Annotated in this window: 20 protein-coding genes; 10 read left to right on the forward strand and 10 right to left on the reverse strand. The window is 70.9% G+C overall.

Translation table 11 applies throughout. The features are described from left to right. Positions 1-125: 125 nt before the first annotated feature. The 3 genes from ACFC96_RS28000 to ACFC96_RS28010 all read right to left on the reverse strand — a co-directional run bounded on the left by ACFC96_RS28000 (position 126) and on the right by ACFC96_RS28010 (position 6,189). Positions 126-3,011 carry an FG-GAP repeat domain-containing protein gene (locus tag ACFC96_RS28000; RefSeq protein WP_376614711.1) on the reverse strand — a complete coding sequence of 962 codons (2,886 nt, stop codon included), beginning with the start codon at positions 3,009-3,011 and terminating at the stop codon, positions 126-128. An 11-nt stretch (positions 3,012-3,022) separates the two neighbouring features. Beyond that, positions 3,023-5,611: a S8 family serine peptidase gene (locus ACFC96_RS28005; RefSeq protein ID WP_376614712.1), complete on the reverse strand. Its 2,589-nt coding sequence runs from the start codon at positions 5,609-5,611 to the stop codon at positions 3,023-3,025. 215 nt (positions 5,612-5,826) lie between these two features. Next, entirely contained in the window at positions 5,827-6,189 is a 363-nt protein-coding gene (locus tag ACFC96_RS28010; RefSeq protein ID WP_376228332.1) for a hypothetical protein, read from the reverse strand. Between the two features lie 261 nt (positions 6,190-6,450). On the opposite strand from ACFC96_RS28010, the gene ACFC96_RS28015 reads away from it, so the two are divergent. From ACFC96_RS28015 to ACFC96_RS28025, 3 genes are all read left to right on the forward strand, one after another. Beyond that, complete coding sequence (locus tag ACFC96_RS28015; RefSeq protein ID WP_376614713.1) at positions 6,451-7,839, forward strand: aldehyde dehydrogenase family protein; 1,389 nt, start codon at positions 6,451-6,453, stop codon at positions 7,837-7,839. 14 nt (positions 7,840-7,853) lie between these two features. After that, the gene (locus ACFC96_RS28020) at positions 7,854-8,936 is read left to right on the forward strand and encodes a Zn-dependent alcohol dehydrogenase (protein ID WP_376614715.1); all 1,083 of its coding nucleotides are present in this window, start codon (positions 7,854-7,856) and stop codon (positions 8,934-8,936) included. Positions 8,937-9,142: 206 nt separating this feature from the next. Then, complete coding sequence (locus tag ACFC96_RS28025) at positions 9,143-10,471, forward strand: MFS transporter (protein ID WP_376614717.1); 1,329 nt, start codon at positions 9,143-9,145, stop codon at positions 10,469-10,471. On the opposite strand, the gene ACFC96_RS28030 is transcribed toward ACFC96_RS28025, so the two are convergent. The 3 genes from ACFC96_RS28030 to ACFC96_RS28040 all read right to left on the reverse strand — a co-directional run bounded on the left by ACFC96_RS28030 (position 10,437) and on the right by ACFC96_RS28040 (position 13,180). Further along, positions 10,437-11,402: an urea transporter gene (locus ACFC96_RS28030; RefSeq protein WP_376614719.1), complete on the reverse strand. Its 966-nt coding sequence runs from the start codon at positions 11,400-11,402 to the stop codon at positions 10,437-10,439. The two genes, ACFC96_RS28025 and ACFC96_RS28030, sit on opposite strands and share 35 nt — an antisense overlap. A 376-nt stretch (positions 11,403-11,778) precedes the next feature. Further along, positions 11,779-12,489 carry an ArsR/SmtB family transcription factor gene (locus ACFC96_RS28035; protein ID WP_376257033.1) on the reverse strand — a complete coding sequence of 237 codons (711 nt, stop codon included), beginning with the start codon at positions 12,487-12,489 and terminating at the stop codon, positions 11,779-11,781. Positions 12,490-12,532: 43 nt separating this feature from the next. Then, entirely contained in the window at positions 12,533-13,180 is a 648-nt protein-coding gene (locus tag ACFC96_RS28040) for a TetR/AcrR family transcriptional regulator (RefSeq protein WP_340460208.1), read from the reverse strand. Positions 13,181-13,259: 79 nt separating this feature from the next. Here ACFC96_RS28040 and ACFC96_RS28045 point away from each other — a divergent pair, with 79 nt between their 5' ends. From ACFC96_RS28045 to ACFC96_RS28055, 3 genes are all read left to right on the forward strand, one after another. Then, positions 13,260-14,411: an acyl-CoA dehydrogenase family protein gene (locus ACFC96_RS28045; protein WP_376614721.1), complete on the forward strand. Its 1,152-nt coding sequence runs from the start codon at positions 13,260-13,262 to the stop codon at positions 14,409-14,411. 101 nt (positions 14,412-14,512) lie between these two features. Further along, entirely contained in the window at positions 14,513-14,803 is a 291-nt protein-coding gene (locus tag ACFC96_RS28050; RefSeq protein WP_376257037.1) for a YiaA/YiaB family inner membrane protein, read from the forward strand. Between the two features lie 74 nt (positions 14,804-14,877). Continuing rightward, the gene (locus ACFC96_RS28055) at positions 14,878-15,516 is read left to right on the forward strand and encodes a TetR/AcrR family transcriptional regulator (RefSeq protein ID WP_376614723.1); all 639 of its coding nucleotides are present in this window, start codon (positions 14,878-14,880) and stop codon (positions 15,514-15,516) included. 11 nt (positions 15,517-15,527) lie between these two features. Here the strand turns inward: ACFC96_RS28055 and ACFC96_RS28060 are convergent, their stop codons facing one another. Then, positions 15,528-15,989 carry a MaoC family dehydratase gene (locus ACFC96_RS28060; RefSeq protein ID WP_376257041.1) on the reverse strand — a complete coding sequence of 154 codons (462 nt, stop codon included), beginning with the start codon at positions 15,987-15,989 and terminating at the stop codon, positions 15,528-15,530. 125 nt (positions 15,990-16,114) lie between these two features. Here ACFC96_RS28060 and soxR point away from each other — a divergent pair, with 125 nt between their 5' ends. Beyond that, positions 16,115-16,582, forward strand: a complete 468-nt coding sequence (gene soxR, locus ACFC96_RS28065) for a redox-sensitive transcriptional activator SoxR (RefSeq protein WP_376257042.1) — start codon at positions 16,115-16,117, stop codon at positions 16,580-16,582. An 11-nt stretch (positions 16,583-16,593) separates the two neighbouring features. Here the strand turns inward: soxR and ACFC96_RS28070 are convergent, their stop codons facing one another. Further along, positions 16,594-17,256, reverse strand: a complete 663-nt coding sequence (locus ACFC96_RS28070) for a response regulator (RefSeq protein ID WP_376614725.1) — start codon at positions 17,254-17,256, stop codon at positions 16,594-16,596. Next, positions 17,253-18,473, reverse strand: coding sequence for a sensor histidine kinase (locus tag ACFC96_RS28075; RefSeq protein WP_376614727.1), 1,221 nt, complete (start codon positions 18,471-18,473; stop codon positions 17,253-17,255). The genes ACFC96_RS28070 and ACFC96_RS28075 overlap by 4 nt, the downstream gene beginning before the upstream one ends. Before the next feature lie 133 nt (positions 18,474-18,606). Here ACFC96_RS28075 and ACFC96_RS28080 point away from each other — a divergent pair, with 133 nt between their 5' ends. The 3 genes from ACFC96_RS28080 to ACFC96_RS28090 all read left to right on the forward strand — a co-directional run bounded on the left by ACFC96_RS28080 (position 18,607) and on the right by ACFC96_RS28090 (position 21,013). Then, positions 18,607-19,542, forward strand: coding sequence for an ABC transporter ATP-binding protein (locus ACFC96_RS28080; protein ID WP_376614729.1), 936 nt, complete (start codon positions 18,607-18,609; stop codon positions 19,540-19,542). Continuing rightward, the gene (locus ACFC96_RS28085; protein WP_376257048.1) at positions 19,542-20,396 is read left to right on the forward strand and encodes an ABC transporter permease; all 855 of its coding nucleotides are present in this window, start codon (positions 19,542-19,544) and stop codon (positions 20,394-20,396) included. The genes ACFC96_RS28080 and ACFC96_RS28085 overlap by 1 nt, the downstream gene beginning before the upstream one ends. A gap of 104 nt (positions 20,397-20,500) precedes the next feature. Next, a complete protein-coding gene (locus ACFC96_RS28090) occupies positions 20,501-21,013 on the forward strand; it encodes a hypothetical protein (protein WP_376614731.1) in 513 nt (170 codons plus the stop codon). A 77-nt stretch (positions 21,014-21,090) separates the two neighbouring features. Here ACFC96_RS28090 and ACFC96_RS28095 read toward each other — a convergent pair whose 3' ends face one another. Next, positions 21,091-21,693, reverse strand: a complete 603-nt coding sequence (locus ACFC96_RS28095; protein WP_376257051.1) for a hypothetical protein — start codon at positions 21,691-21,693, stop codon at positions 21,091-21,093. Positions 21,694-21,749: the final 56 nt, after the last annotated feature.

The raw sequence follows: 21,749 nt of genomic DNA on the forward strand, positions 1-21,749 counted from the left end.
ACGCTAGGGAGCCGCCGTTACTGGGGAATTACTGGCAGTTGGGGACGGGTGGCGGGGCGGTCGCGAGCACGAGAAACCCCCTGGGCGAGGCCCAGGGGGTTGTGTCGACTACCGTGGTGCGGCGGTCAGGAGAGCTTGAACGTCGACATCTGGTGGATGCCGTTGTCCAGGGAGAGAACGCCGCCGCCCAGCTGCTCCGCCATCCGGTTGATGCCGAAGTGGTCGAAGTTGAGCGAGACCATCTCGTCGCTGCCGTCGCCGTCGAGGTCGGCGGCGATGTAATCGCGACCGCCCATGAGCGAGGCCGATCCGGTGCTGGACTGGAACGCCGCGTCGTTGCTTAGAAGCGACGGGTCGTAGGCGGACAGGCCGCCCTCCACACCGCCGGCCACGAGCCTGCGGCCGCCGGGCCCGGTGATGAACTGAGCGTTCCGCAGGGGCGCGAGCACCGAGCTGTAGGTCTCGTTGTCGCCACCGGTGAAGCCGTTGAACGTACCGAAGCTGAGCTGGTACAGCACGTTGTTCTGGTCGTCGGCGAAGTAGTTGCCGTGCGAGAAGGGGCTGCCGCCGATGAACGTGTGCAGCACCTCGCCGGTGCGCCCGTCCCGGATCTCCGACACGACCCTCGCGCTGGCGGTGGAGAGGTCACCGTCCGTGGTCGGGTCGGCCATGATGACCCAGGTGTAGACCACCGCGTGCCCGTCCGCGTACGGGATGTTCGGCGAGGCGAAGACGCCGTTGACCAGTTCCGCGCCGTGCAGCTTGCCGTCGGCAGCCCGGGACGGGGCCTTCGGGTCGGCCGTCCACTGCACCTTGCCCCTGCCGTCGAGGGCGACGCCGTTGACGACGGCGTCGGACTCGTCCATCGCGTTCGGGGTGGTGTATTGCGTGTAGATCTGACCGCCGGAGACCACCGTGTCGGAGAAGATCACGTCACCGGCGCTCGACGGCGCCGAGTACGACCACAGCTTCTTGCCCTTCGCGTTGTACACGCGCAGGGCGTCGGTCGGGACGAGGACCTCGGCCTTGCCGTCGCCGTTCACGTCGGCGACGGTCACCGAGCGGACGTACGCACCGTTGCCGTCGATCGTCGCGAGCGTCTTGCCGGTCTTGCCGTCGAGGACGCTGGTCGCCGTGTCCGCGGCCACGACGACATCGGGCGTGCCGTCGCCGTTCACGTCACCGGTGGCGATGTTGTGCACCTCGCCGGCGGCGGTGGCCTGCCACAGCTTCTTCGGCTCGCCGTTCACCAGCGACGTACCGGAGTACGCCCACACGCCCTGCGAGGAGCCGCCGACGACGACGTCCTTCTTGCCGTCGCCGTCGAAGTCGGCGGCCTTGCCGGTGTACAGGTCGCCCTGCAGCGGCGTCAGCCTCTGCTGGCTGCCCTTGCTCAGGCTGTAGTCATGGATGTTCTGTTGCTGGTCGACGACGCGCACGTTGTCGCTGTTGCCCGAGGAGTACACCTGCTGGTACATCGGCGAGGCGTTCACGCCGTGCTGGCGCCACTTGACCGTGCCCCCGCTGGTGAACGCGGTCAGCGAGCCGTAGCGCAGACCGCCGGGGTTGAGCGAGTTGGACTCGCCCGCGTCGTCCTGCGCGGCGGCGGTGAGCGCACCGTTCTTGGCGACGAGGCTCCAGGTGCTCGCGCCGTCCTCGGTGTTGTCGGCGGAGCGCTTGGTGGTGTTCGTCCACTTGACCGTCGAGCCGTCCGAGCCGTCCAGGACCCGGATCGTGCTGGAGGTGATGAAGAGCGACGAGTTGTACGCCGACTCGCTGACGGAGATCTCGTCGCCGCCGCCCGACGCCGCGTCACCGACCGTCAGCGCGGTGGGCTGGACGTTGACCCGGGTGTCGAGCGTGGTGCGCTTGCCGTCCTTCAGGTCGTAGGCGGCGAGCTCGTACATCACCGCGTCGGAGTTGTCCGCCTGCTCCAGGGCGACGATCCGCTTGCGGGCGGCGTCCAGGCGCAGCTGGCGGCCGTAAAGGGCGCTGTCCGTCTGCCACTTGACCGAGCCATCGGCGGTGTCCAGGACCAGGGTGCGGCCACGGGAGGCGTTCGAGTCGGTCTTGCGCAGGTCCCAGACCGCGGCGACCTTCCCGTCGCCGACGGCCTCCAGGGCGCCCCACGTCGCGGCCGCCGACGTCCCGGTGTCGTACGTCCACGTCGACGACGGGGTCAACTTGTCGTCGGCGTAGGAGAAGCGGATACCGGTGAGGGAGGCCGTCTCCGTCGAGGGCGCGGCCGAGTTCTGGCGCGGCGAGTTGGCGATGAGCAGCGTGCCGTCGACGACCTTGATGTTGCTGGCGTACGAGTACAGCTTCGACCAGACCGTCTTACCGGTCTTGCCGTCGAGGACCGTGACGAAGGTGCCGTAGTACAGCGAGGAGCCCGGCGAAGAGAACGCCCGGGGGTTGCCGACGTACGACGAGAGGACGATGTCCTTCGTGCCGTCACCGGTCAGGTCGGCGGTGTCGAACCCCTGGTCCGAGTAGGGCGCCCACGGGGCGACGGCGTTGTAGCCCATCACGATGTGCGCCGGGTACGGCTCGGTCCGGAAGGCCTGCGTGGGCTTGACCTGCCAGTCCGAGTAGAACGAGGCGTTGGTGCGCGCCCAGGCGGTGGAGCCGTCGGCCTTGTGCAGCTGGACGTTGCCCAGGCTGTGCACGGTGAAGTAGCTGCCGTCGGAGCCGGCCGGGACGGTCGCGGCGACACCGCGCACGCCCTCCAGCGTGGACTTGTTGGTGAAGGTGACCTTGGTGGCCGCGTCCGTGGCCGTGTCCGTGGAGGCGTCGGCGGAGGCGTCGTCCTTCGCCGCGTACTCGCTGTCGTCCCCGTACACGTCGACGTTCATGTGGTCGGCGAGGGTCTTGGCCTCGGCGCTGCTGAGCGTCGTCGCATCGTTCGTCGCGGTGTCGGCCACGGCGAGCTGCGCCGAGGTCAGCGTCAGTCCCGCCGCGACCAGGGTGGAGGCGAGCGCCAGGGCCCGCCGGGAAGTGGTGGCTCTCATGCTGTGGCTGTTCAAGACGTGGCTCCCTGCGCGATACGGATCGCCGAACCGTTCGTCAGAACGGCCTGGTCGTACGAGTACTGGAGGGCGTCGGTGCCGGCCTGGTTCTCGATGCCGACGGTGGCCGAGGCACCCTTGCCCGCGACGGACTGGTACTGGAAGGTGATCGCGCCGGTGGCCTCGTCGAAGACGGCCTCGAAGGTGGCGCGGTTGCTGCCGCCGTCGGCGAACAGGACGTTGTTCCAGACGACAGCGAACTTACGGCTGCCGGTCTTGCCGGTGGTGGCCGTCTGCACGCTGGACTTCTTGTCGAGGGTCAGGTCGTCCCAGAACGGGGCGACGATGCCGTTCGGCTGGGTCTCCGTCGGCAGGGCCTCGTTCTCGTAGTCGCCGATGCGCGGCGACAGGAAGTTGATCAGGCCGTCGGTGGTGACCGCGGCGCTGGAGTACTTCACGCCGTAGAAGGAGACCGGGAACGGCAGCGAGACGGTCTTGGCGTCCTCGTCACCGCTCAGGGAGACCTTGCTGGAACCGGAGATCCAGGAGTACGCGGCCGGGGCGCAGGAGTTGCCCGAGTCGTCGGTGCGGTTCGGGAGCTGGACGGTACGGGTCTCGTCGCCGTCGACCTTCAGCTCGGCGGTGTACTCGCCGTTGCAAAGGACGGGAGAGGCGGGCGTCACCTTCAGCGTGTACGTGCCCTCGGCTACCTTCGGCAGCTTGAACGTGCCGTCGGAACCGGAGGTGACGGCGTCGACCGGGGTGCCGGGGACCGCGACCGTGGCCTTGGCCAGCGGCTTGCCGGTGACGTCGAGGACGGTGCCGGTGACAGCGTGCTGCGCCAGGGCGGTGACCGCGATGTCCTGGGCCAGCGGATTGTCGGCGGTCACCTCGACGCCGGAGATCGTCTTGGTCGCGTAGCCGTACTCGCTGACCGTGAAGTCGTACGCGCCCGGGACCAGCGCCATCTTGTACGTGCCCTGGGGCCCGGTGGTCACCATGTGGTCGCCGTCGGCACCGGTGGCCTTGACGGTGACGCCGGAGACGGCCGCGCCGGTGTCCTTGTCGGTGATCTTGCCGGTGACGTCGACGGCGGTGTGCGGGGCCTTGTCGATGGAGGAGAGGATGTCGAGCTTGCCCTCGCCCCACACGTTGTTGGCGCCGGCGGTGCCGCCGCAGTGGGTGTCGTCGACGTCGGTCGCGCCCTCGTCGAGGAGCTTGCGGGTCTCGTCGATGTTGCCGATCAGCGAGGGAGCCGCCGACCACAGCAGGGCCACGGCACCCGCGAGGTGCGGGGTCGCCATCGACGTACCGTCCATGGACGCGTACTTCGAACCCGGGTACGTCGACGTGATGTCCGCACCGGGAGCCGCGATGTTCGGCTTGGCGGAGCCGTCGACCGGCGAGGGGCCGAAGCCGGAGAAGTCGGTGATCTTGCCGGCCGCGTTGTAGGCGCCGACGGCGTAGGTCGCGACCTGCGCGCCCGGCGGGTGAGCCGTCGAGCAGGTCACGCCGTCGCCGTCGTTGCCGGCCGCGAACGCCTCGAAGATGCCCGCGGAGTTCCAGGCGTCGATGATGTCTTCGTAGAAGGGGATGGTGCTTTCCTTCTGGCCCCAGGAGTTGTTGACGATGTTCGGGGCGAGGTCCGGGCGCGGGTTCTGACCGTTGTGGTCGGTCGGCGCGAGGATCCACTGACCGGCCGCGAGCAGGTCCTCTTCCGAGCAGCTGTCGCTCGCGCAGCCCTTGGCGGCGATCCACTTCGCGTTCGGCGCGACACCGATGCCGTTGGCGCCGACCATGGTGCCCATGGTGTGGGTGCCGTGGCCCTGGTTGTCGCACGGGGAGCCGTCGGAGGGGCAGTTCCCGGACGGGTCGTAGAAGTTGTAGTCGTTCGTAAAGGTGCCGTCGCCGTTGTTGCCGCGGTAGCTGCCGACGAGGTCCGGGTGGTCGTACTGCACACCGGTGTCGACGTTGGCGATGACGATGCCCTCGCCGCGGTCCGTGTACTTGTCCCAGACCTGGTCGGCCTTGATGTCGGCGACGCCCCACTCGGGGGTGTCGTCGCCTTCGGCGGACGAGTCGGTCTTCTCCGACGTGGTGCGCGACGTGGAGACCTTCGTGTGGGCGGCCACGTCGTCGTCGACCTTGAACGTACGCGCCTTGACGATCGACGCCACGTCCGAGCGCTTCGCGAGCTCGTCGACGAGGGCCTGGTCGCCGGTGACCTGGATCGTGTTGGCGATCCAGTAGTCCTTGTGGCCGACCTTCTTCTTGTCGAGGAAGGACCGCAGCGACGCCTGGCTGTCGTCGGCGTTCTTGCGCAGCTCCTTGTAGGCGGCCGTGGCCTTCTTCGCGTGCGTCTTCTGCTTCTTGGCGCCGGACAGGTCGGCCTCGCTCTTCAGGGTGATGAAGAACGTCGCGTCACCGCCCTTGGCGACGGCGCTGCTCAGCGACGAGTCGATCTTCGCGGCAGCGGCGGTGTCGGCCGCGGACGGGGTGTCGGCGGCGACGGCCGGCATGACGCCGGCGGCCAGAGCGGTCGCGGTGAACGCGGCCGCCGCCCATGAGGCGGATCTCCGCCGGGGCGGTCGGGGCAGGTGCATCGGGGGCACTCCTCCGGGAACGGTACGGGGGAGTTCGCACGCTAGAAAGCTGCCGTTACTGAGGAATTACTGGCTCCGTTCAGTCCTTGTGGCGGCAGTGCCCCCTCGTGCCCCTTTCGTGCCCGCGCCCCCGTCGAACGCGACGGCGGGCGCCGCCGATCGTGCATCGACGACGCCCGCCCACGGTCAGGTCCCGACGGACCGCATGCTCCGGGTCAGGAGAGGCAGCCACTGCCGCCGAAGTTCGGCCCGAAGCCGGTGAGGTTGTACTCGACGTCGCGCTCCGCGGACGGGGCGAGCCCGAAGTTGTAGTCCCCGCTGACACAGATGGTGTATGCGGTGTCGTTGGAGATGCTCAGGATGTCGACACCCGGGGAAACGGTGTACGACTGGCCTTCGGGGATCAGCAGGCCCTCGTCCGGGCTGCTCGCCGGGACGATGCACACATATCCGGCGACGTGGCAGGAGGTCGCGTCCACCGTCGTGGTGGCGGCGCTCGCCGTACCCGTGCCGAACGCGGCCACGGCGGTCAGGGAGGCGCCGACCAGGGCCATGCGCAGTGCGTTGTGTCGCAACATGTGGGACTCCTTGGTAGTGGGGCACGGCTTGTGGCCGTACGGTCCGAACTGCGCCCGCGCGACGGGTGGTTGCTCGTCGGTCGAAGGCGCGAACGGACGTTAGGAGGCAGCCATTACTGAGGCGTTACCGGACGGCCCGGCCGGGCCCTGGTCGGAGGTGGTCGGCAGCGTGACGGGGGTCTCCGGCCGGTCTCTGGCGCCGGAAAACTATCACCGCTAGTTTGGTTGTCGGACGACCAGGCATTACTCGGGAGGAGAGCCATGAAGGCCCACGAGGGGATGTACATCGGCGGCGAGTGGCGCGCCGCCGCGGGCGGCGACACCATCGCCGTCGTCAACCCGGCCGACGAGCAGGTGATCGGCCATGTCCCCGCGGGCATCCCCGAGGACGTCGACGCCGCCGTGTTCGCGGCCCACGAGGCGTTCCCCGCCTGGGCCGCGACCCCGCCCGCCGAACGCGCCGCGAAGATCGCCGCACTGCGCGACGTCCTCGTCGCCCGTAAGGACGAGATCGCCGAGACCGTCACCGCCGAACTCGGCGCGCCCCTGCCGTTCTCGCAGATGGTGCACGCGGGCGTACCGATCCTGGTGGCCGGCTCGTACGCCGAACTCGCCGCCTCGTACGCCTTCGAGGAGAAGGTCGGCAACTCCACCGTCTACGCCGAGCCGGTCGGCGTCGTCGGCGCGATCACACCCTGGAACTACCCGCTCCACCAGATCGTCGCGAAGGTCGCCCCCGCGCTCGCGGCGGGCTGCACCGTCGTGCTCAAGCCCGCCGAGGACACCCCGCTGACCGCCCAGCTCTTCGCCGAGGCCGTCCACGAAGCGGGCATCCCCGCAGGTGTGTTCAACCTCGTCACCGGCCTCGGCCCCGTCGCGGGCCAGGCGCTCGCCGAGCACCCGGGCGTCGACCTGGTCTCCTTCACCGGCTCCACCGCCGTCGGCAAGCAGATCGGTGCCACCGCCGGCGCGGCCGTCAAGCGCGTCGCCCTGGAACTGGGCGGCAAGTCCGCCAACGTCATCCTGCCGAGCGCCGACCTCGCCAAGGCCGTCGGCGTCGGCATCGCCAACGTCATGGGCAACTCCGGCCAGACGTGCAGCGCCTGGACCCGCATGCTCGTCCACACGACCCAGTACGACGAGGCGGTCGCGCTCGCCGCGGAGGCCGCCGCCAAGTACGGCGACCGCATCGGCCCGCTCGTGAACGCCAAGCAGCACGCGCGGGTGCGCGGCTACATCGACAAGGGCGTCGCCGAGGGTGCCCGTCTCGTCGCCGGCGGCTCCGAAGCGCCGCGTGAGCAGGGCTACTTCGTCAGCCCGACCGTCTTCGCCGACGTCACCCCCGAGATGACCATCGCCCAGGAGGAGATCTTCGGCCCCGTCGTCTCGATCATCCGCTACGAGGACGAGGACGAAGCCCTGCGCATCGCCAACGGCACGGTGTACGGCCTCGCGGGCGCCGTCTGGGCGGCGGACGACGCCGAGGCGGTCGCGTTCGCGCGCCGGATGGACACCGGCCAGGTCGACATCAACGGCGGCCGCTTCAACCCCCTCGCCCCGTTCGGCGGTTACAAGCAGTCCGGCGTCGGCCGCGAGCTGGGCGCGCACGGCCTGTCCGAGTACCTCCAGACCAAGTCCCTCCAGTTCTAGGAGCTCCGCGCATCATGGTCCGTGCCGCTGTACTTCCCGCCGTCGGCTCTCCCCTGGAGATCGCGGAGATCGACCTGCCCGAGCCCGGCCCCGGCCAGGTGCGCGTCAGGCTCGCCGCCGCCGGGGTCTGCCACTCCGACCTGTCCCTGACCAACGGCACGATGCGCGTGCCGGTCCCCGCCGTGCTCGGCCACGAGGGCGCCGGCACGGTCGTCTCCGTCGGCGAGGGCGTCACCCATGTCGCGCCCGGCGACGGAGTTGTCCTCAACTGGGCGCCTTCCTGTGGAAGTTGTCACGCGTGCGCGCTCGGCGAAGTGTGGCTGTGCGCGAACGCGCTGACCGGCGCGGGCAACGTGTACGCGCGCCGGACGTCCGACGGCTGCGACCTGCACCCCGGTCTCAACGTCGCCGCGTTCGCCGAGGAGACGGTCGTCGCCGCGAACTGCGTACTGCCCGTCCCGGACGGCGTCCCCCTCACGGACGCGGCCCTGCTGGGGTGCGCGGTGCTCACCGGCTACGGCGCGATCCACCACTGTGCGCAGGTCAAGACGGGTGAGACGGTCGCGGTGTTCGGTGTCGGCGGCGTCGGCCTGGCCACCCTCCAGGCGGCGCGCATCGCGGGTGCCTCGAAGATCATCGCGGTCGATGTCTCCCCGGAGAAGGAGGCCCTGGCGCGGGGCGCCGGCGCCACCGACTACGTCGTCGCCTCCGAGAACACGGCCCGCGAGATCCGGGGCCTGACCGGCAAGCAGGGTGTCGACGTGGCCGTGGAGTGCGTCGGTCGCGCGGTGACGATCCGCGCGGCCTGGGAGTCGACGCGCCGGGGCGGCCGCACCACGGTCGTCGGCATCGGCGGCAAGGACCAGCAGGTCACGTTCAACGCCCTGGAGATCTTCCACTGGGGCCGCACCCTGTCCGGATGCGTGTACGGCAACTCCGACCCGGCGAAGGACCTCCCGGTCCTGGCCGAGCACATCCGCGCGGGCCGCCTCGACCTGGGCGCGCTGGTCACCGAGCACATCGCCCTGGAAGGGATCCCGGCCGCGTTCGACAACATGGTCGCGGGCAAGGGCGGACGGGCGCTGGTCGTCTTCTAGACCCGGGTGGACCCGTGCCCCACGACCCCGGCCGCCCCCGCGCGGCCGGGGCCACAGGGCTGCCCGCGCACGGCCCGCGCTTTCCCATGTCCAGGCAAAAACTCCTGCTGCGCAACCCGTTGACCCGCGTACCGTCCGGTCAGTATGTTCCCGGGACCGCGGCGCCGCGGACCGTCCCCTCCCCGCAGTCACCGGAGTGTGCACGCATGGACACGGCACCATCCGCTCGCCCCGCAGCCACCACGTCGTCCGAAGCCGAGACCCGAGCCCGGCGAAAGGTCGCCACCGCCGCCGCGCTCGCCTCGGCCGTCGAGTGGTACGACTACTTCGTCTTCGGCATCGCGGCCGCCCTCGTGCTCGGCGACCTCTACTTCCCCTCGGGCAGCTCGTCGGCGGGCGTGCTCGCCGCCTTCGCGACCTTCGCCGTCGGCTTCCTGGCCCGCCCGCTCGGCGGGGTCATCGCCGGCCAGCTCGGCGACAAGCGCGGCCGCAAGCCCATGCTGGTCCTCGCCCTGACCCTGATGGGCCTCGCCACCACGGGCATCGGCCTGCTCCCCACGTACGACACGATCGGCGTGGCCGCGCCGATCCTCCTCGTCGCCCTGCGGGTCGTGCAGGGCCTCGCCGTGGGCGCCCAGTGGGGCGGCGCGATGCTGATGGCCACCGAGTACGCCCCCGAGGGCAAGCGCGGCCTCTACGGCAGCCTCGTCCAACTCGGCGTCCCGATCGGCGTGGTGACCGCCAACACCGTCTTCCTCGTCGCCGGCGCCCTCACCAGCGACAGCGCCTTCACCGCGTGGGGCTGGCGGCTCCCGTTCCTGGTGGGCCTGCTCGTCCTGGCGCTGGCCTGGTACATCCACGCGAGGGTCGAGGAGACCCCCGAGTTCAAGGCGGCCGAAGCGGAACTGGCGAAGGCGGAGGCGGACCGCTCCCGCTCCCCGCTGCGCAGGATCCTGCGCGAACACCTCGGCACGGTGTTCCTGGCGGGCGGCTCCTTCGCCGTGAACACCGCGACGTTCTACATCATCATCACGGGAGTCCTCGACTACACGACCCGTGAACTCGGCATGAAGCGCGAGGCCGTCCTGACCGTCTCGCTGTGCATCAGCCTCACCCAGCTCGCCCTGATCCCCGCGTCGGCGGTCCTTTCGGACCGCATCGGCCGACTGCGGATCTACGCACTCGGCGCGGCGGGCCTCGTCGTGTGGGCCGTGCCGATGTTCCTGCTCATCGACACGGGCTCGCTGCTCTGGCTGGCCGTCGGAACGTTCGTCACCAGCTGCTTCCTGAGCATCATGTACGGGCCGCAGGCCGCCCTGTTCGCGGAGCTGTTCACCGCGGAGATGCGCTACACCGGCGCCTCGCTCGGCTACCAGATCGCCGCGGTGTTCGGTGGCGGACTCGCGCCGTTCGTAATGGTGCTGCTCCTGGAGGCGACCGGCACGTCGATGGCCGTCTCCGGCTACATCATCGGGCTCGGCGTGATCGCCCTGGTGTCCATCAAGGTGCTTGCGGGGCGGGCGGCTGCGCGCTGAGTGCCGCGATCGGCTCCGGCGCCGTGGGTGCCGGAGCCGATGTCCGCAGTCCGGGGAAGGACCGGGCCGCCGCCAGGAAGGCGAACGTCGTCAGGACGAACGGCCAGGTGAACGTGTGCCCGCCGGACGGCGCGAACAGCGCGGCCAGGGCCGGCGTCGCGGCCGTCGCGGTGAACGCGCCCACCACGGCGTACCCGAGCGTGCGCGGCCCCGCCTCCAGGAACACCCCGCACAGGGCCAGGGTCACGAGGATCGCGTTGTAGCCCATGGTCCCGTCCGCGATCTGGGCGGCGGGAGCGCCGAGCGCCCACGCCGAGAGGATTCCGACGAGGCTGCCCACGCACGCAACGGCGGCGGCCCTGCGGCTCGCGACGAGGAGCGCGGCGAGCACCAGCGCGCCGACGTACCACTGCGGCATGAAGAAGATCTCGGCGAAGCCGGTGAGGAACCCGTGCCACAGGTCGGAGAAGCCGACCGAGGTCGACCCGGTCGCCATGCTCGCCAGGGCCGCGAGGCTGTCGCCCTGGTGCCAGATCCGTTCGAATCCCGGTGCCGCGGTGGTCATCGCGCTCGCGAGGAGGCAGTAGGGGAGCGTCAGCGACGGCAGGTTCCACACGCCGAGCAGATTGACGACGGCCGCGGTGACGACGGTGACGACGACGCAGCCGGCCGCCGCGAGCAGCGCGGTCGACAGATGGTCGGCGCCCAGGAACACCGCGAAACACAGCGCCGTGAGGCAGGCGTTGAACCCTTCGAGCCCTGTCGACACGCGCTCGTGGTCCGCGCCGAGGAGCCGAGAGGTGGCCGTGCCGAGCGCCGTTCCGGCGATCGCGTAGAGCCCGAACTCCCACCCCGCCGCGAACAGCGCCACGGCGAAGAGCAGTCCGGCCGGGACGCTGGACAGAAAGGCGACCTGAGCCTGCCCCCGCATGACCTGAACGCCGAATCGCCTACAACCCGCACCCCAGGTAAGGGCTGATTCGCCAGGAGTTGGGCCGTTCTTGGCCTGCCGCATCCCGTGCTCCCGTGTTACGTCCCTGTTTCACCGAACAGAACGGAGGCACTTTACAGACATCCCCTGAAGTCCGGAAGAAGGGGCCTATCACGGCAGGAAGCCCCCTCCCGGCCGGAGCGGCGCCGGTGCCTCGATCTCCGGGTGTCGTCGGTGCAGTGGCTCTGTCCTGGTCTCCGGGTGTCGTTGGCGCAGTGATTCCGTCCTGGTCCCGAGGGTGTCGTTGGTGCAGCGATTCCGTCCCGATCTCCGGGTGTCGCCGGCGCAGTGACTCCGCCCTGATCCTCGGTCGCCGCTAGCGCAGTGACTCCGCCCCGATCCCCAGGGCGTCGCCGAACGCCCGCTCCCCGTCCGGCGTGACCATCACGGCCCGCTCGGACCCGATCCGCACGACCCAGCCCGCGTCGAACGCGTGGCTGCACAGCGCCGCGCCCGCCGTCCCCGCGAGATGCGGTCGGCGCTCGGTCCAGTCCAGGCACGCCCGTGCCATGGGGCGGCGCCCCGACCGCTCGAGCCCGATCCCCAACGTCCCGAACAGGTCCACCCCTTGTGCGGTCAGCGCAAACCCCGTATCGGTGCTCAGGTCCCCGCGCCGGACCAGCGCGTCCGTGAGCGCGATGCCGAGGCGGCCCGCGAGATGGTCGTAACAGGTGCGCCCGCGCGCCATCGCGTCCCGCGCGCTCACCGCCCGCAGCGTCGCCGGCCGCTCCCCGCCGTCCGGCGCCGCGTACGCCGCGAGTTCCTCGACGAGCCCGGCCACGCGCGCGTCCGCGAGCCGTACATAGCGGTGGCGCCCCTGACGCTCCTCGGCGAGCAGGCCCCCCGCGACGAGCTTGCCCAGATGCTCGCTCGCGGTCGAGGCGGCCACCCCCGAGTGCCGCGCCAGCTCACCGGCGGTCCACGCCCGCCCGTCGAGCAGGGCGAGCAGGCAGGCCGCGCGGGTCTCGTCGGCCATGAGTGCGGCGAGTGCGGCGAGGCGCGGTGCGCCGGGTTCCCTGGACTTCATGGGTCAAGCATGCGCCCGGCACGGTTCGGTGGCGGCCGAAACGTCAGCGCAGCGCCGCGACCTGCTCGTACTGCTGCGTGAGCCCGTCGAGGAGTGCCCGCAGGCCCGTCTCGAAGGCCCGCTCGTCGATCAGCTCCTGGCGGTCGGCGAGCAGGTGCGCCTGGCCGAGGTGCGGGTAGTCGGCGGGGTCGTACGCCGTCTCGTCGTCGACGAAGCCCCCCGCGAAGGAGCCGAGTGCGGAGCCCGTCACGAAGTACCGCATGAGCGCGCCGATCGACGTGGCCTGCGCCGGGGGCCAGCCCGCGTCCACCATCGAGCCGAACACGGCGTCGGCGAGCCGGAGTCCCGCGGGCCTGCGACCGGGCCCCTGGGCGAGCACGGGAACGATGTTCGGGTGCGCGAGGAGGGCCGCCCGGTAGGACACTGCCCAGTCGTGCAGGGAGGTGCGCCAGTCGCGCCCGTCCGCGGGGTCGAACATCGACAGGTCGACCTGCGCGCTCACCGCGTCGGCGACCGCCTCCAGGATCTGGTCCTTGGTGCGGAAGTGGTTGTAGAGCGAGGGGCCGCTCACGCCCAGCTCGGCGGCGAGCCGCCGTGTCGAGACGGCCGCGAGGCCCTCGGCGTCGACGAGAGAGAGCGCCGCCGTGACGATGCGGTCTCTGCTCAGGAGGGGCTTGCGCGGTCGGGCCATGCGGCACATAGTAGGGCTGTCAGTCGAAAACTAGCAGTGCTAATTTAGTGCTCATTCACTTATGCCTGAGGTGTGGTCCATGAATCTGGAGCTCAGCGAGGAGCAGGCCGCCGTGCGGCAGCTCGCCAGGGACTTCGTGGCGCGCGAGATCACCCCGAACGTCGTCGGCTGGGACCGTGCCGAGGAGGTCGACCGCGGCATCGTCAAGAAGCTCGGCGACGTCGGCTTCCTGGGCCTGACCATCGACGAGGAGTACGGCGGCTCGGGCGGCGACCACCTCGCGTACTGCCTGGTCACGGAGGAGCTGGGGCGCGGCGACTCGTCCGTGCGCGGCATCGTCTCCGTCTCGCTCGGCCTGGTCACCAAGACGATCCAGTCCTACGGGAGCGACGAGCAGAAGCGTCGGTGGCTGCCGCGCCTCACGGCCGGCGAGGCCCTCGGCTGCTTCGGGCTCACCGAGCCCGGCACCGGCTCCGACGCGGGCAACCTCACCACCCGGGCGGTGCGTGACGGCGACGACTACGTGATCAACGGCTCCAAGATGTTCATCACGAACGGCACCTGGGCCGACGTCGTCCTCCTCTTCGCCCGCTCCACCGACGCGCCCGGGCACAAGGGCGTCACCGCCTTCCTCGTTCCCACGGACGCCCCCGGCCTCACCCGCCGCACCATCCACGGCAAGCTCGGTCTGCGCGGCCAGGCCACCGCCGAGCTGGTCCTCGAGGACGTCCGCGTACCCGCCTCCGCGATGCTCGGTCCCGAGGGCAAGGGCTTCTCCGTCGCCATGTCGGCGCTCGCCAAGGGGCGTATGTCCGTGGCCGCGGGCTGCGTGGGCATCGCGCAGGCCGCGCTCGACGCCGCCGTGGGATTCGCGGCGGAGCGCGAGCAGTTCGGCAAGTCCATCGCCTCGTACCAGCTGGTGCAGGAGCTGATCAGCGACATCTCCGTCGACGTGGACGCCGCGCGCATGCTGACCTGGCGCGTCGCCGACCTCATCGACCGCGGCGAGGACTTCGCGACCGCCGCCTCCACGGCGAAGCTCTTCGCCTCCGAGGCCGCGGTGCGCTGTGCGAACAACGCCCTCCAGGTCTTCGGCGGCTACGGCTACATCGACGAGTACCCGGTCGGCAAACTCCTGCGCGACGCCCGCGTCATGACCCTCTACGAGGGCACCAGCCAGATCCAGAAGCTCATCATCGGCCGCGCGCTCACCGGCGTATCGGCCTTCTGAGGCCGGGCTGTCGAGCCGGACCTCCGGGCCCGGCTTCTGAGTACGTTTCTGAGTACGCGAGCGGATGGGGGTGCGCCCCCGTCCGCTCCATGCTGTCGCCCATGAGTGACACACCGGTCAAGCACAGGACCACCAACGCCTTCTACGGACAGGCCGTCGCCTCCTTCGCGCTCGCGCTCGTGGCGACCGCCGTCGGGGTCTACCGCATCGACGCCAGCGGCTGGGTGCGCGGCTTCCTCGCCATCGCCGTCCTCTATCTGACGACCTCCGCGTTCACCCTCGCCAAGGTCATCCGGGACCGTCAGGAGGTCGATCAGGTCGTCAGCCGTATCGACCAGGCCCGCATCGACAAGATCCTCGCCGAACACGACCCTTTCAAGCCCGTCGTCTGACGTACGGAGCTAAGCGCTCGCTCAGCTCTAGGGGTATGGTGTGCGTCCTGTCCACGGGAGGATGTGAGCGAGCGATGAGCGCGGAGCGGCACGGCCAGAACGAAGCTGCCACGGACGACATGTCCTGGGCCGAGGTCACCCCGGACGCGGCCAGGCGGCTGCTGATCGCCGCCGTCCAGGCGTTCGCGGAGCGCGGCTACCACGCGACCACCACCCGGGACATCGCCGGCCGGGCCGGCATGAGCCCGGCCGCGCTCTACATCCACTACCGGACCAAGGAGGACCTGCTCCTGCGCATCAGCCGCATCGGCCACGAGAAGGCCCTGGAGATCCTCAAGGACGCGGCCGCCGAGGACGGCACCGCCTCCGAGCGGCTTTCCGAGGCCGTACGGTCCTTCGTCCGCTGGCACGCGGCACGCCATCTGACGGCGCGCGTCGTGCAGTACGAGCTGGACTCGCTCGGCGAGGAGCACCGGCCGGAGATCGTGGCCCTGCGCCGCGAGAGCGACGCGACCGTGCGCGAGATCATCAACGACGGTGTGAAAGCGGGGGAGTTCGACGTCCCCGACGTCCCGGGCACCACGCTGGCCGTGCTGTCGCTCTGTATCGACGTGGCCCGCTGGTTCAACACGGAGGGCCGCCGGACGCCCGACGAGGTCGGCGCGCTGTACGCCGACCTCGTCCTGCGGATGGTGGGGGCCCGGGTTTCCTGACCCCGCGGGGCTCAGAGGTAGTAGCGGGACACCGACTCGGCGACGCACACGGGCTTGTCGCCCCCGTCACGCTCCACGGTGAAGGCGACCGAGACCTGGACGCCGCCGGGCACGTCGTCGACACCGGTGATCTTCGCGGTGGCGCGCAGCCGGGAGCCGACCGGCACCGGAGCGGGGAAACGGACCTTGTTCGTCCCGTAGTTCACGCCCATCTTCATGCCGTCGACCGTGATCAGCTGCGGCCCGAAGAGGGGGAGCAGCGACAGGGTCAGATAACCGTGCGCGATCGTCGTGCCGAACGGCCCGTCCTTGGCGCGCTCGGGGTCGACATGGATCCACTGGTGGTCACCCGTGGCGTCCGCGAACTGGTCGATCCGCTTCTGCTCGATCTCGACCCAGTCGCTGTACCCCAGCTGTTCGCCCACCGCCGAGCGCAGCTCGTCGACCGTCGCGAAAACCCTCGGCTCTGCCATGTCCTGGCCTCCCATGTACGCACCGTGTGCGGATGTCTCAGGTGGATGTCTAAGCGCTTGCTCAGCATGCTAGGGCGGGAGACCTCTGTCAACGACGGCGGCATCCGGCCAGTAGTCTCGGCACGGTGCCCCAGATTCCCGTGAAGATCCACGAACTCACCGTCGGTCAGCTGTCGGCGCGCAGCGGAGCCGCCGTCTCGGCCCTGCACTTCTACGAGGCCAAGGGTCTGATCAGCAGCCGCCGCACGACGGGCAACCAGCGCCGCTACCAGCGCGACACCCTGCGCAGGGTCGCGTTCATCCGCGCCGCGCAGCGCGTCGGCATCCCGCTCGCCACGATCCGTGACGCGCTGTCCGAGCTGCCCGAGGGGCGCACCCCGACCCGCGAGGACTGGGCACACCTCTCCGAGGCCTGGCGTTCCGAACTGGACCAGCGCATCACCCAGCTGGGGCGGCTGCGCGACCACCTGACCGACTGCATCGGATGCGGCTGTCTGTCCCTGGAGAACTGTGTCCTGTCGAACCCGGACGACGTGTTCGGCGAGCGTCTCACCGGATCCCGCCTCATGAAGGAGAACCGGGACGGCGCCTGAGGGCCCGCCGCTCAGCGGGGCGCGGAGACCAGCCCCGACTCGTAGGCGATGATCACCAGTTGGACCCGGTCCCGGGCGCCCAGTTTGGTGAACAGGCGCGCCACGTGCGACTTGGTCGTGGCCACGGTGATGTGGAGCTCGTCGGCGATCTCGCTGTTCGACCGGCCGAGCCCCACCAGGGTGAGCACCTCGCGCTCCCGCTCGGTGATGCCCTCGACCGCACGCGGCGCGCGGGCGGGGGACGGCTCGGGGCGGCCCACGAAGTCCGCGATCAGGCGGCGCGTGATCCCCGGCGCGATCAGCGCGTCCCCGGCGGCGACGACCCGGATCGCGGCGAGGATGTCGTCGAGCGCCATGTCCTTGACCGCGAAGCCGCTCGCGCCGGCGCGCAGCGCGCCGTAGACGTAGTCGTCCTCGTCGAAGGTCGTCAGCACCAGCACACGGGTCGCCCCCGGGCCCGAGGTGACCAGGCCCGTGGCCTCGATCCCGTCCATGCCCGGCATCCGGATGTCCATCACGATCACATCGGGGCTGACCTCCCGCGCCAGCCGGACGGCCTCCTCGCCGCTCGCGGCCTCCCCGACGACCTCCAGATCAGGGGTGTCGGCGATGAGGACGCGCAGCCCGGAGCGTACGAGCGGCTGGTCGTCGGCGAGCACCACGCGCACGGTCATCGGGCGTCCGCCCCGGCCACGGAGGCGTCGTCCGGCGTCGTGGACGTCGGTTCCGGCAGAGGCAGCCGTGCCGCCACCCGGAAGCCTCCCTCGGGCCGTGGCCCCGCGCTGAACTCCCCGTGCAGCAGCGCCACCCGCTCCCGCATCCCGGTGATCCCGAACCCCACGCCCGGCCCCGCGCCCCGCATCCCGCGCCCCTCGTCGACGATCTCCACGGACAGCTCATCCTCCCCGAATCCGACGGTCACCCGGCACCCCCCGGCGCCCGAGTGCCGCACCACGTTCGTCAGCGACTCCTGCACGATCCGGTACGCCGACAGGCCGATGTCGGGCGGCAGTTGACGCTGTCGGCCACTCCGGCGCAGGTCGACCTCGACGCCCGCGTCCGCGGTCGTGGCGGCCAGACGTTCCAGGTCGCCGAGATCCGGTGCGGGGCCGTAGGGCGCCGCGCCGGGCTCGGCCGAGGGGCCCGACCTGCGCAGCGCGACCAGCGTGCGCCGCAGTCCCGACAGGGTCTCCCTGCTGGTGGCCTCGATGGCGCTCAGGGCGGCCCGCGCCTCCAGCGGCTGCGTCTCGATGACGCGGCTGCCGACGCCGGCCTGGATCGCGATGATGCCGATGCTGTGCGCGACCTGGTCGTGCAACTCGCGGGCGATCCGCAGCCGTTCGGCCGTGATCGCCTCGGCCACCTCGTGCGAACGCAGCTCCGTCGCGTGCCGCCGGCGCTCGCGGCCGAGAAGGCCCACGACGCAGGCGGTGACCAGGGCCAGGAGGGCGATCGTCCCGATCACGACGAGATTGCCGGGCCCGCTCGTGAAGCCGAGGATCGTCAGGCACTGCGTGAGGAACGTGAGGGAGACGGCGACCACCGACGCCCGCAGGGTACGGGTCGCGACGACGTACCCGAGCGTGCTGTCCACGGCGGCGAACGGCACGAACCACTGAGGGCCGTGGAACTTGGCCGCCGGCGGCAGGAGGGCGGTGACGAGCAGCATCATGACCAGGGCGGCCAGGGGCCTGCGCCGGATCACGCCGACGAGCAGGACCGTCGCGAGCGCCGAGCCGCAGGCCGGGAGGACGCCGGGCGCCCGCGGGTCGGCGCTGACCGCGGGGAGCAGCGCCATGAACGGATACAGGCCCGCGCCGATCCAGGTCAGGACGGAGCGGGAGCGCCCGGACATGCGCTGGAGCGGCGAGGGTGTCGAGGTGGCGTCCACACCGGGATCGTAGGCGCGCCGCCCGCTGCGGGCATGGGCCCACGGGCTGCATCCCACGGGTGGACACCGCCTCCGGTGAGGGCCGCCCACGGGCCGATGCGCGCCCCGCCCCCGCACCGGCACCGTTGCCCTCGTGATCGAAGTCAGCGAACTCACCAAGCGGTACGGCGACAAGACCGCCGTCGACCACCTCTCCTTCACCGTCCGGCCGGGCCGGGTCACCGGCTTCCTCGGCCCCAACGGCGCGGGCAAGACGACCACCATGCGGATGCTCCTCGGCCTGGATTCGCCCACGGCCGGCACCGCGACCATCGGCGGCGTCCCCTTCCGCACCCACCCACGCGGCCTGCGCCACGTCGGCGCCCTGCTCGACGCCCAGCAGGTCCACGGCGGGCGCAGCGCCACCGCGCACCTCGGCGCCCTGGCCCGCGGCAACCGCATCCCGGCGAGCCGTGTGGGCGAGGTGCTCGCCGAGGTGGGCCTGACCGAGGCGGCCGGGCGCCGCATCGGCGGGTTCTCGCTCGGCATGAAGCAACGGCTCGGCATCGCTGCGGCACTGCTCGGCGACCCTCCTGTGCTGATGTTCGACGAGCCGATCAACGGCATGGACCCGGAGGGTGTGCTCTGGGTACGCGGGCTCTTTCGCCGCCTGGCCGCCGAGGGACGCACCGTCTTCCTCTCCAGCCATCTGATGACGGAGATGGAGAGCACCGCGGACCAGCTCGTCGTGATCGGACGGGGCCGTCTCGTCGCCGCCGAGTCCGTGAGGGAGTTCGCGGCCCGCAGCACGCGCTTCAGCGTGCTGGTCGCGACGCCGCGGGCCGACGAGCTGACGGCCGTCCTCACGGCGGCCGGCGCGTCCGTCGCGCCGCACGGGCCGCCGGACGCGGCCAGGCTCGCCGTGACCGGACTGCCCGCCGAGCGCATCGGAGCGCTCGCCCTCGAGCACCGGATCACGCTGCACGAGCTGACCAACCGGACGGCCTCGCTGGAGGAGGCGTTCATGGAACTCACCGCCGACAGCGTCGAGTACCTGTCGGGAGACGCGGGAAAGGCGGGCCGGTCCTGATGACGAGCACGACTCCCCACACCACTGCCCCCACGTGCGCCGCCGTCGCGGGCGCACCACCCGCCCGCTTCCTCGACCTCGTGGCCGCCGAGTGGATCAAGGTACGGTCGCTGCGCTCCACACCCTGGGTGATCGTCCTGGTCACGCTGGTCGTGACCGGTGTCGCCGCGGCCCGCGCACTCGCCGACTACAACAACTTCCCCTCCTACGACGCCCTTACCCGACGGGAGCACCCGTTCTCGCTGGGCGACGCCTTTCCGGCAGAGGCGTATCTGACGCTGATGCTCGCCGCCGTGGCCGTCGGCGCGATCGCCACGGTCAGTGAGTACGGCAGCGGCCTCATCCGCACCACCACGGTGGCCGTCCCCGCGCGCGGCGCCGTGGTCCTCGCCAAGGCCGTGGTGCAGGCCGTCCTGTGGACCGTGGTCGGTGCGCTCGTCGCCCTCTGCTCGTTCTTCGTCGCCCAGGCGATCCTCGGCGGGCGGGACGCCGCGATCCCGCTCAGCGACCCCGACGCGCTGCGGGCGTTCGCGGCCTCCGCGCTGCTCGCCCCGGTGTGCGCGCTCGTCGGCCTCGGCCTGGGCGTCCTGATCCGGCACAGCGCCACCACCGTGGTCGCGGGCTCCTTCGTCCTGCTCCTGCTGCCGGTGTTCTTCTCGTCCCGCAAGCCGCTGTCCGCCGCTTTCGCCAACGCGATGGTGCGCAACGCGTGGCAGCGCCTGGCCCAGATCTACGGAACGCCGGTCGAGGCGTACAACGGGGCCACGGTCGCCGGGAGTTGGACCGTGTTCGTCCTGTGGCCGCTGGTCGCGCTCGCCCTGGCGCTGGTCGTCGTGCGGCGCCGCGACGTGTGACCGTAGCCGTCCGCCACCGACTCCGGGCGTCCGCATGTCTTCACCCGCAGGGGAGTTGGGGATGAATGAGGCAGGACGGCAGGACGGATCACGGGGAGGCGCGTATGGGACTCGCCATCTGCTCGCTGAAGTACGAGGCGGCACGCTCGGGCCCGCAGAAGATCACCTATGACCGCGACGGCTACCACCTCGTCCGCTTTCCCTACGGGGCGGGCGAGGAGTCGTACGACCCCTGGAAGATGCACGACCCGCCGAAGGGGTCCACGTACCCGGACGCCCACTCGGGTCTGATCCGGCCGAGTCACGACGGGTGGGGCACCCTGTCCGCGCTGGTCTTCTGGGAGCCGGACTCCGGACCGCGCGAGTTCAGGGCACGCTTCGTGCGCGACCCGCTCGCCGGTTCGACGGGCTACGACTCGACCGCCACGACGGACTCCGCGCCGACCGGCGGCGGTCAGTACCGGTCGTACACCTGGCAGATGTTCGTGCACCCGGGAACCCCGGTCGGCCTGAAGATCTCGGTGCGCGGCGCGGGTGACGCGCTGATCCGTACGCCGCTGGTCCTCGCCGAGTTCAAGCTGGCCGTCCAGACGGACGTGATCACACCGAAGGGCTGAGCCAGGCGAGTGGACCGGGGGTGCGGCTCATGGGCGGCACCCCCGTGCTCACACAGTCGTGCTCGTGCCGATGCGCTTCACGCCGGGACAAGGGCCCGTGCCCGCCAGGCTCCGGCCAGGGACGCGGGGGTGAGGACGGGACGCGGCACCACGATGCCGCAGTGGGTGCAGACCGGTCCTGACGACGGTTCGTGCGCCAGGTCGTGCTCCCAGCGCAGTGCCGTGCCGGTGCAGACGGGACAGGTCGTGCCGGGCTCGCGCTCCAGGGCCGCGATCAGCCGGTTCAGAACCTCCGCGAGCGGCTCGGAGGGATGCACCATCGGGTCGTCGCACCAGGCGACTCCGAAGCCGCCCCAGGTCAGCCGGTGCCAGTCGTCGACCGTGCCCGGTCTGCGCAGCCCGTCGTGCTTCTCCTTGCGGCGGCGCTCCGCGAACTGCGTCTCGTACGCGAGCCAGACCGCCCGCGCCTCCTCGAGCTCGTCGAGCGCGGCCGTCAGCCGCGCCGGCTCGGGGGACCGGTCCTCGGGGTCGAACCCGGCCCGCGAGCACAGGTGGTCCCAGGTCGCCCGGTGCCCGTAAGGGGCAAATCGCTCCAGGCACTTGCGCAGCGAGTACCGCCGCAGTGCCAGATCATTGCGCGGGTCGCGCGCCTGTCTCGCCAGACTCCGGAATCCGGCCATCGCCCTGCACCTCCGTCACACGTACATGTACTTCGGCGTCGTCGTCGAACGGACGT

Origin of the sequence: Streptomyces sp. NPDC055955, assembly GCF_042270245.1 — a bacterium.
Classification (GTDB): domain Bacteria; phylum Actinomycetota; class Actinomycetes; order Streptomycetales; family Streptomycetaceae; genus Streptomyces.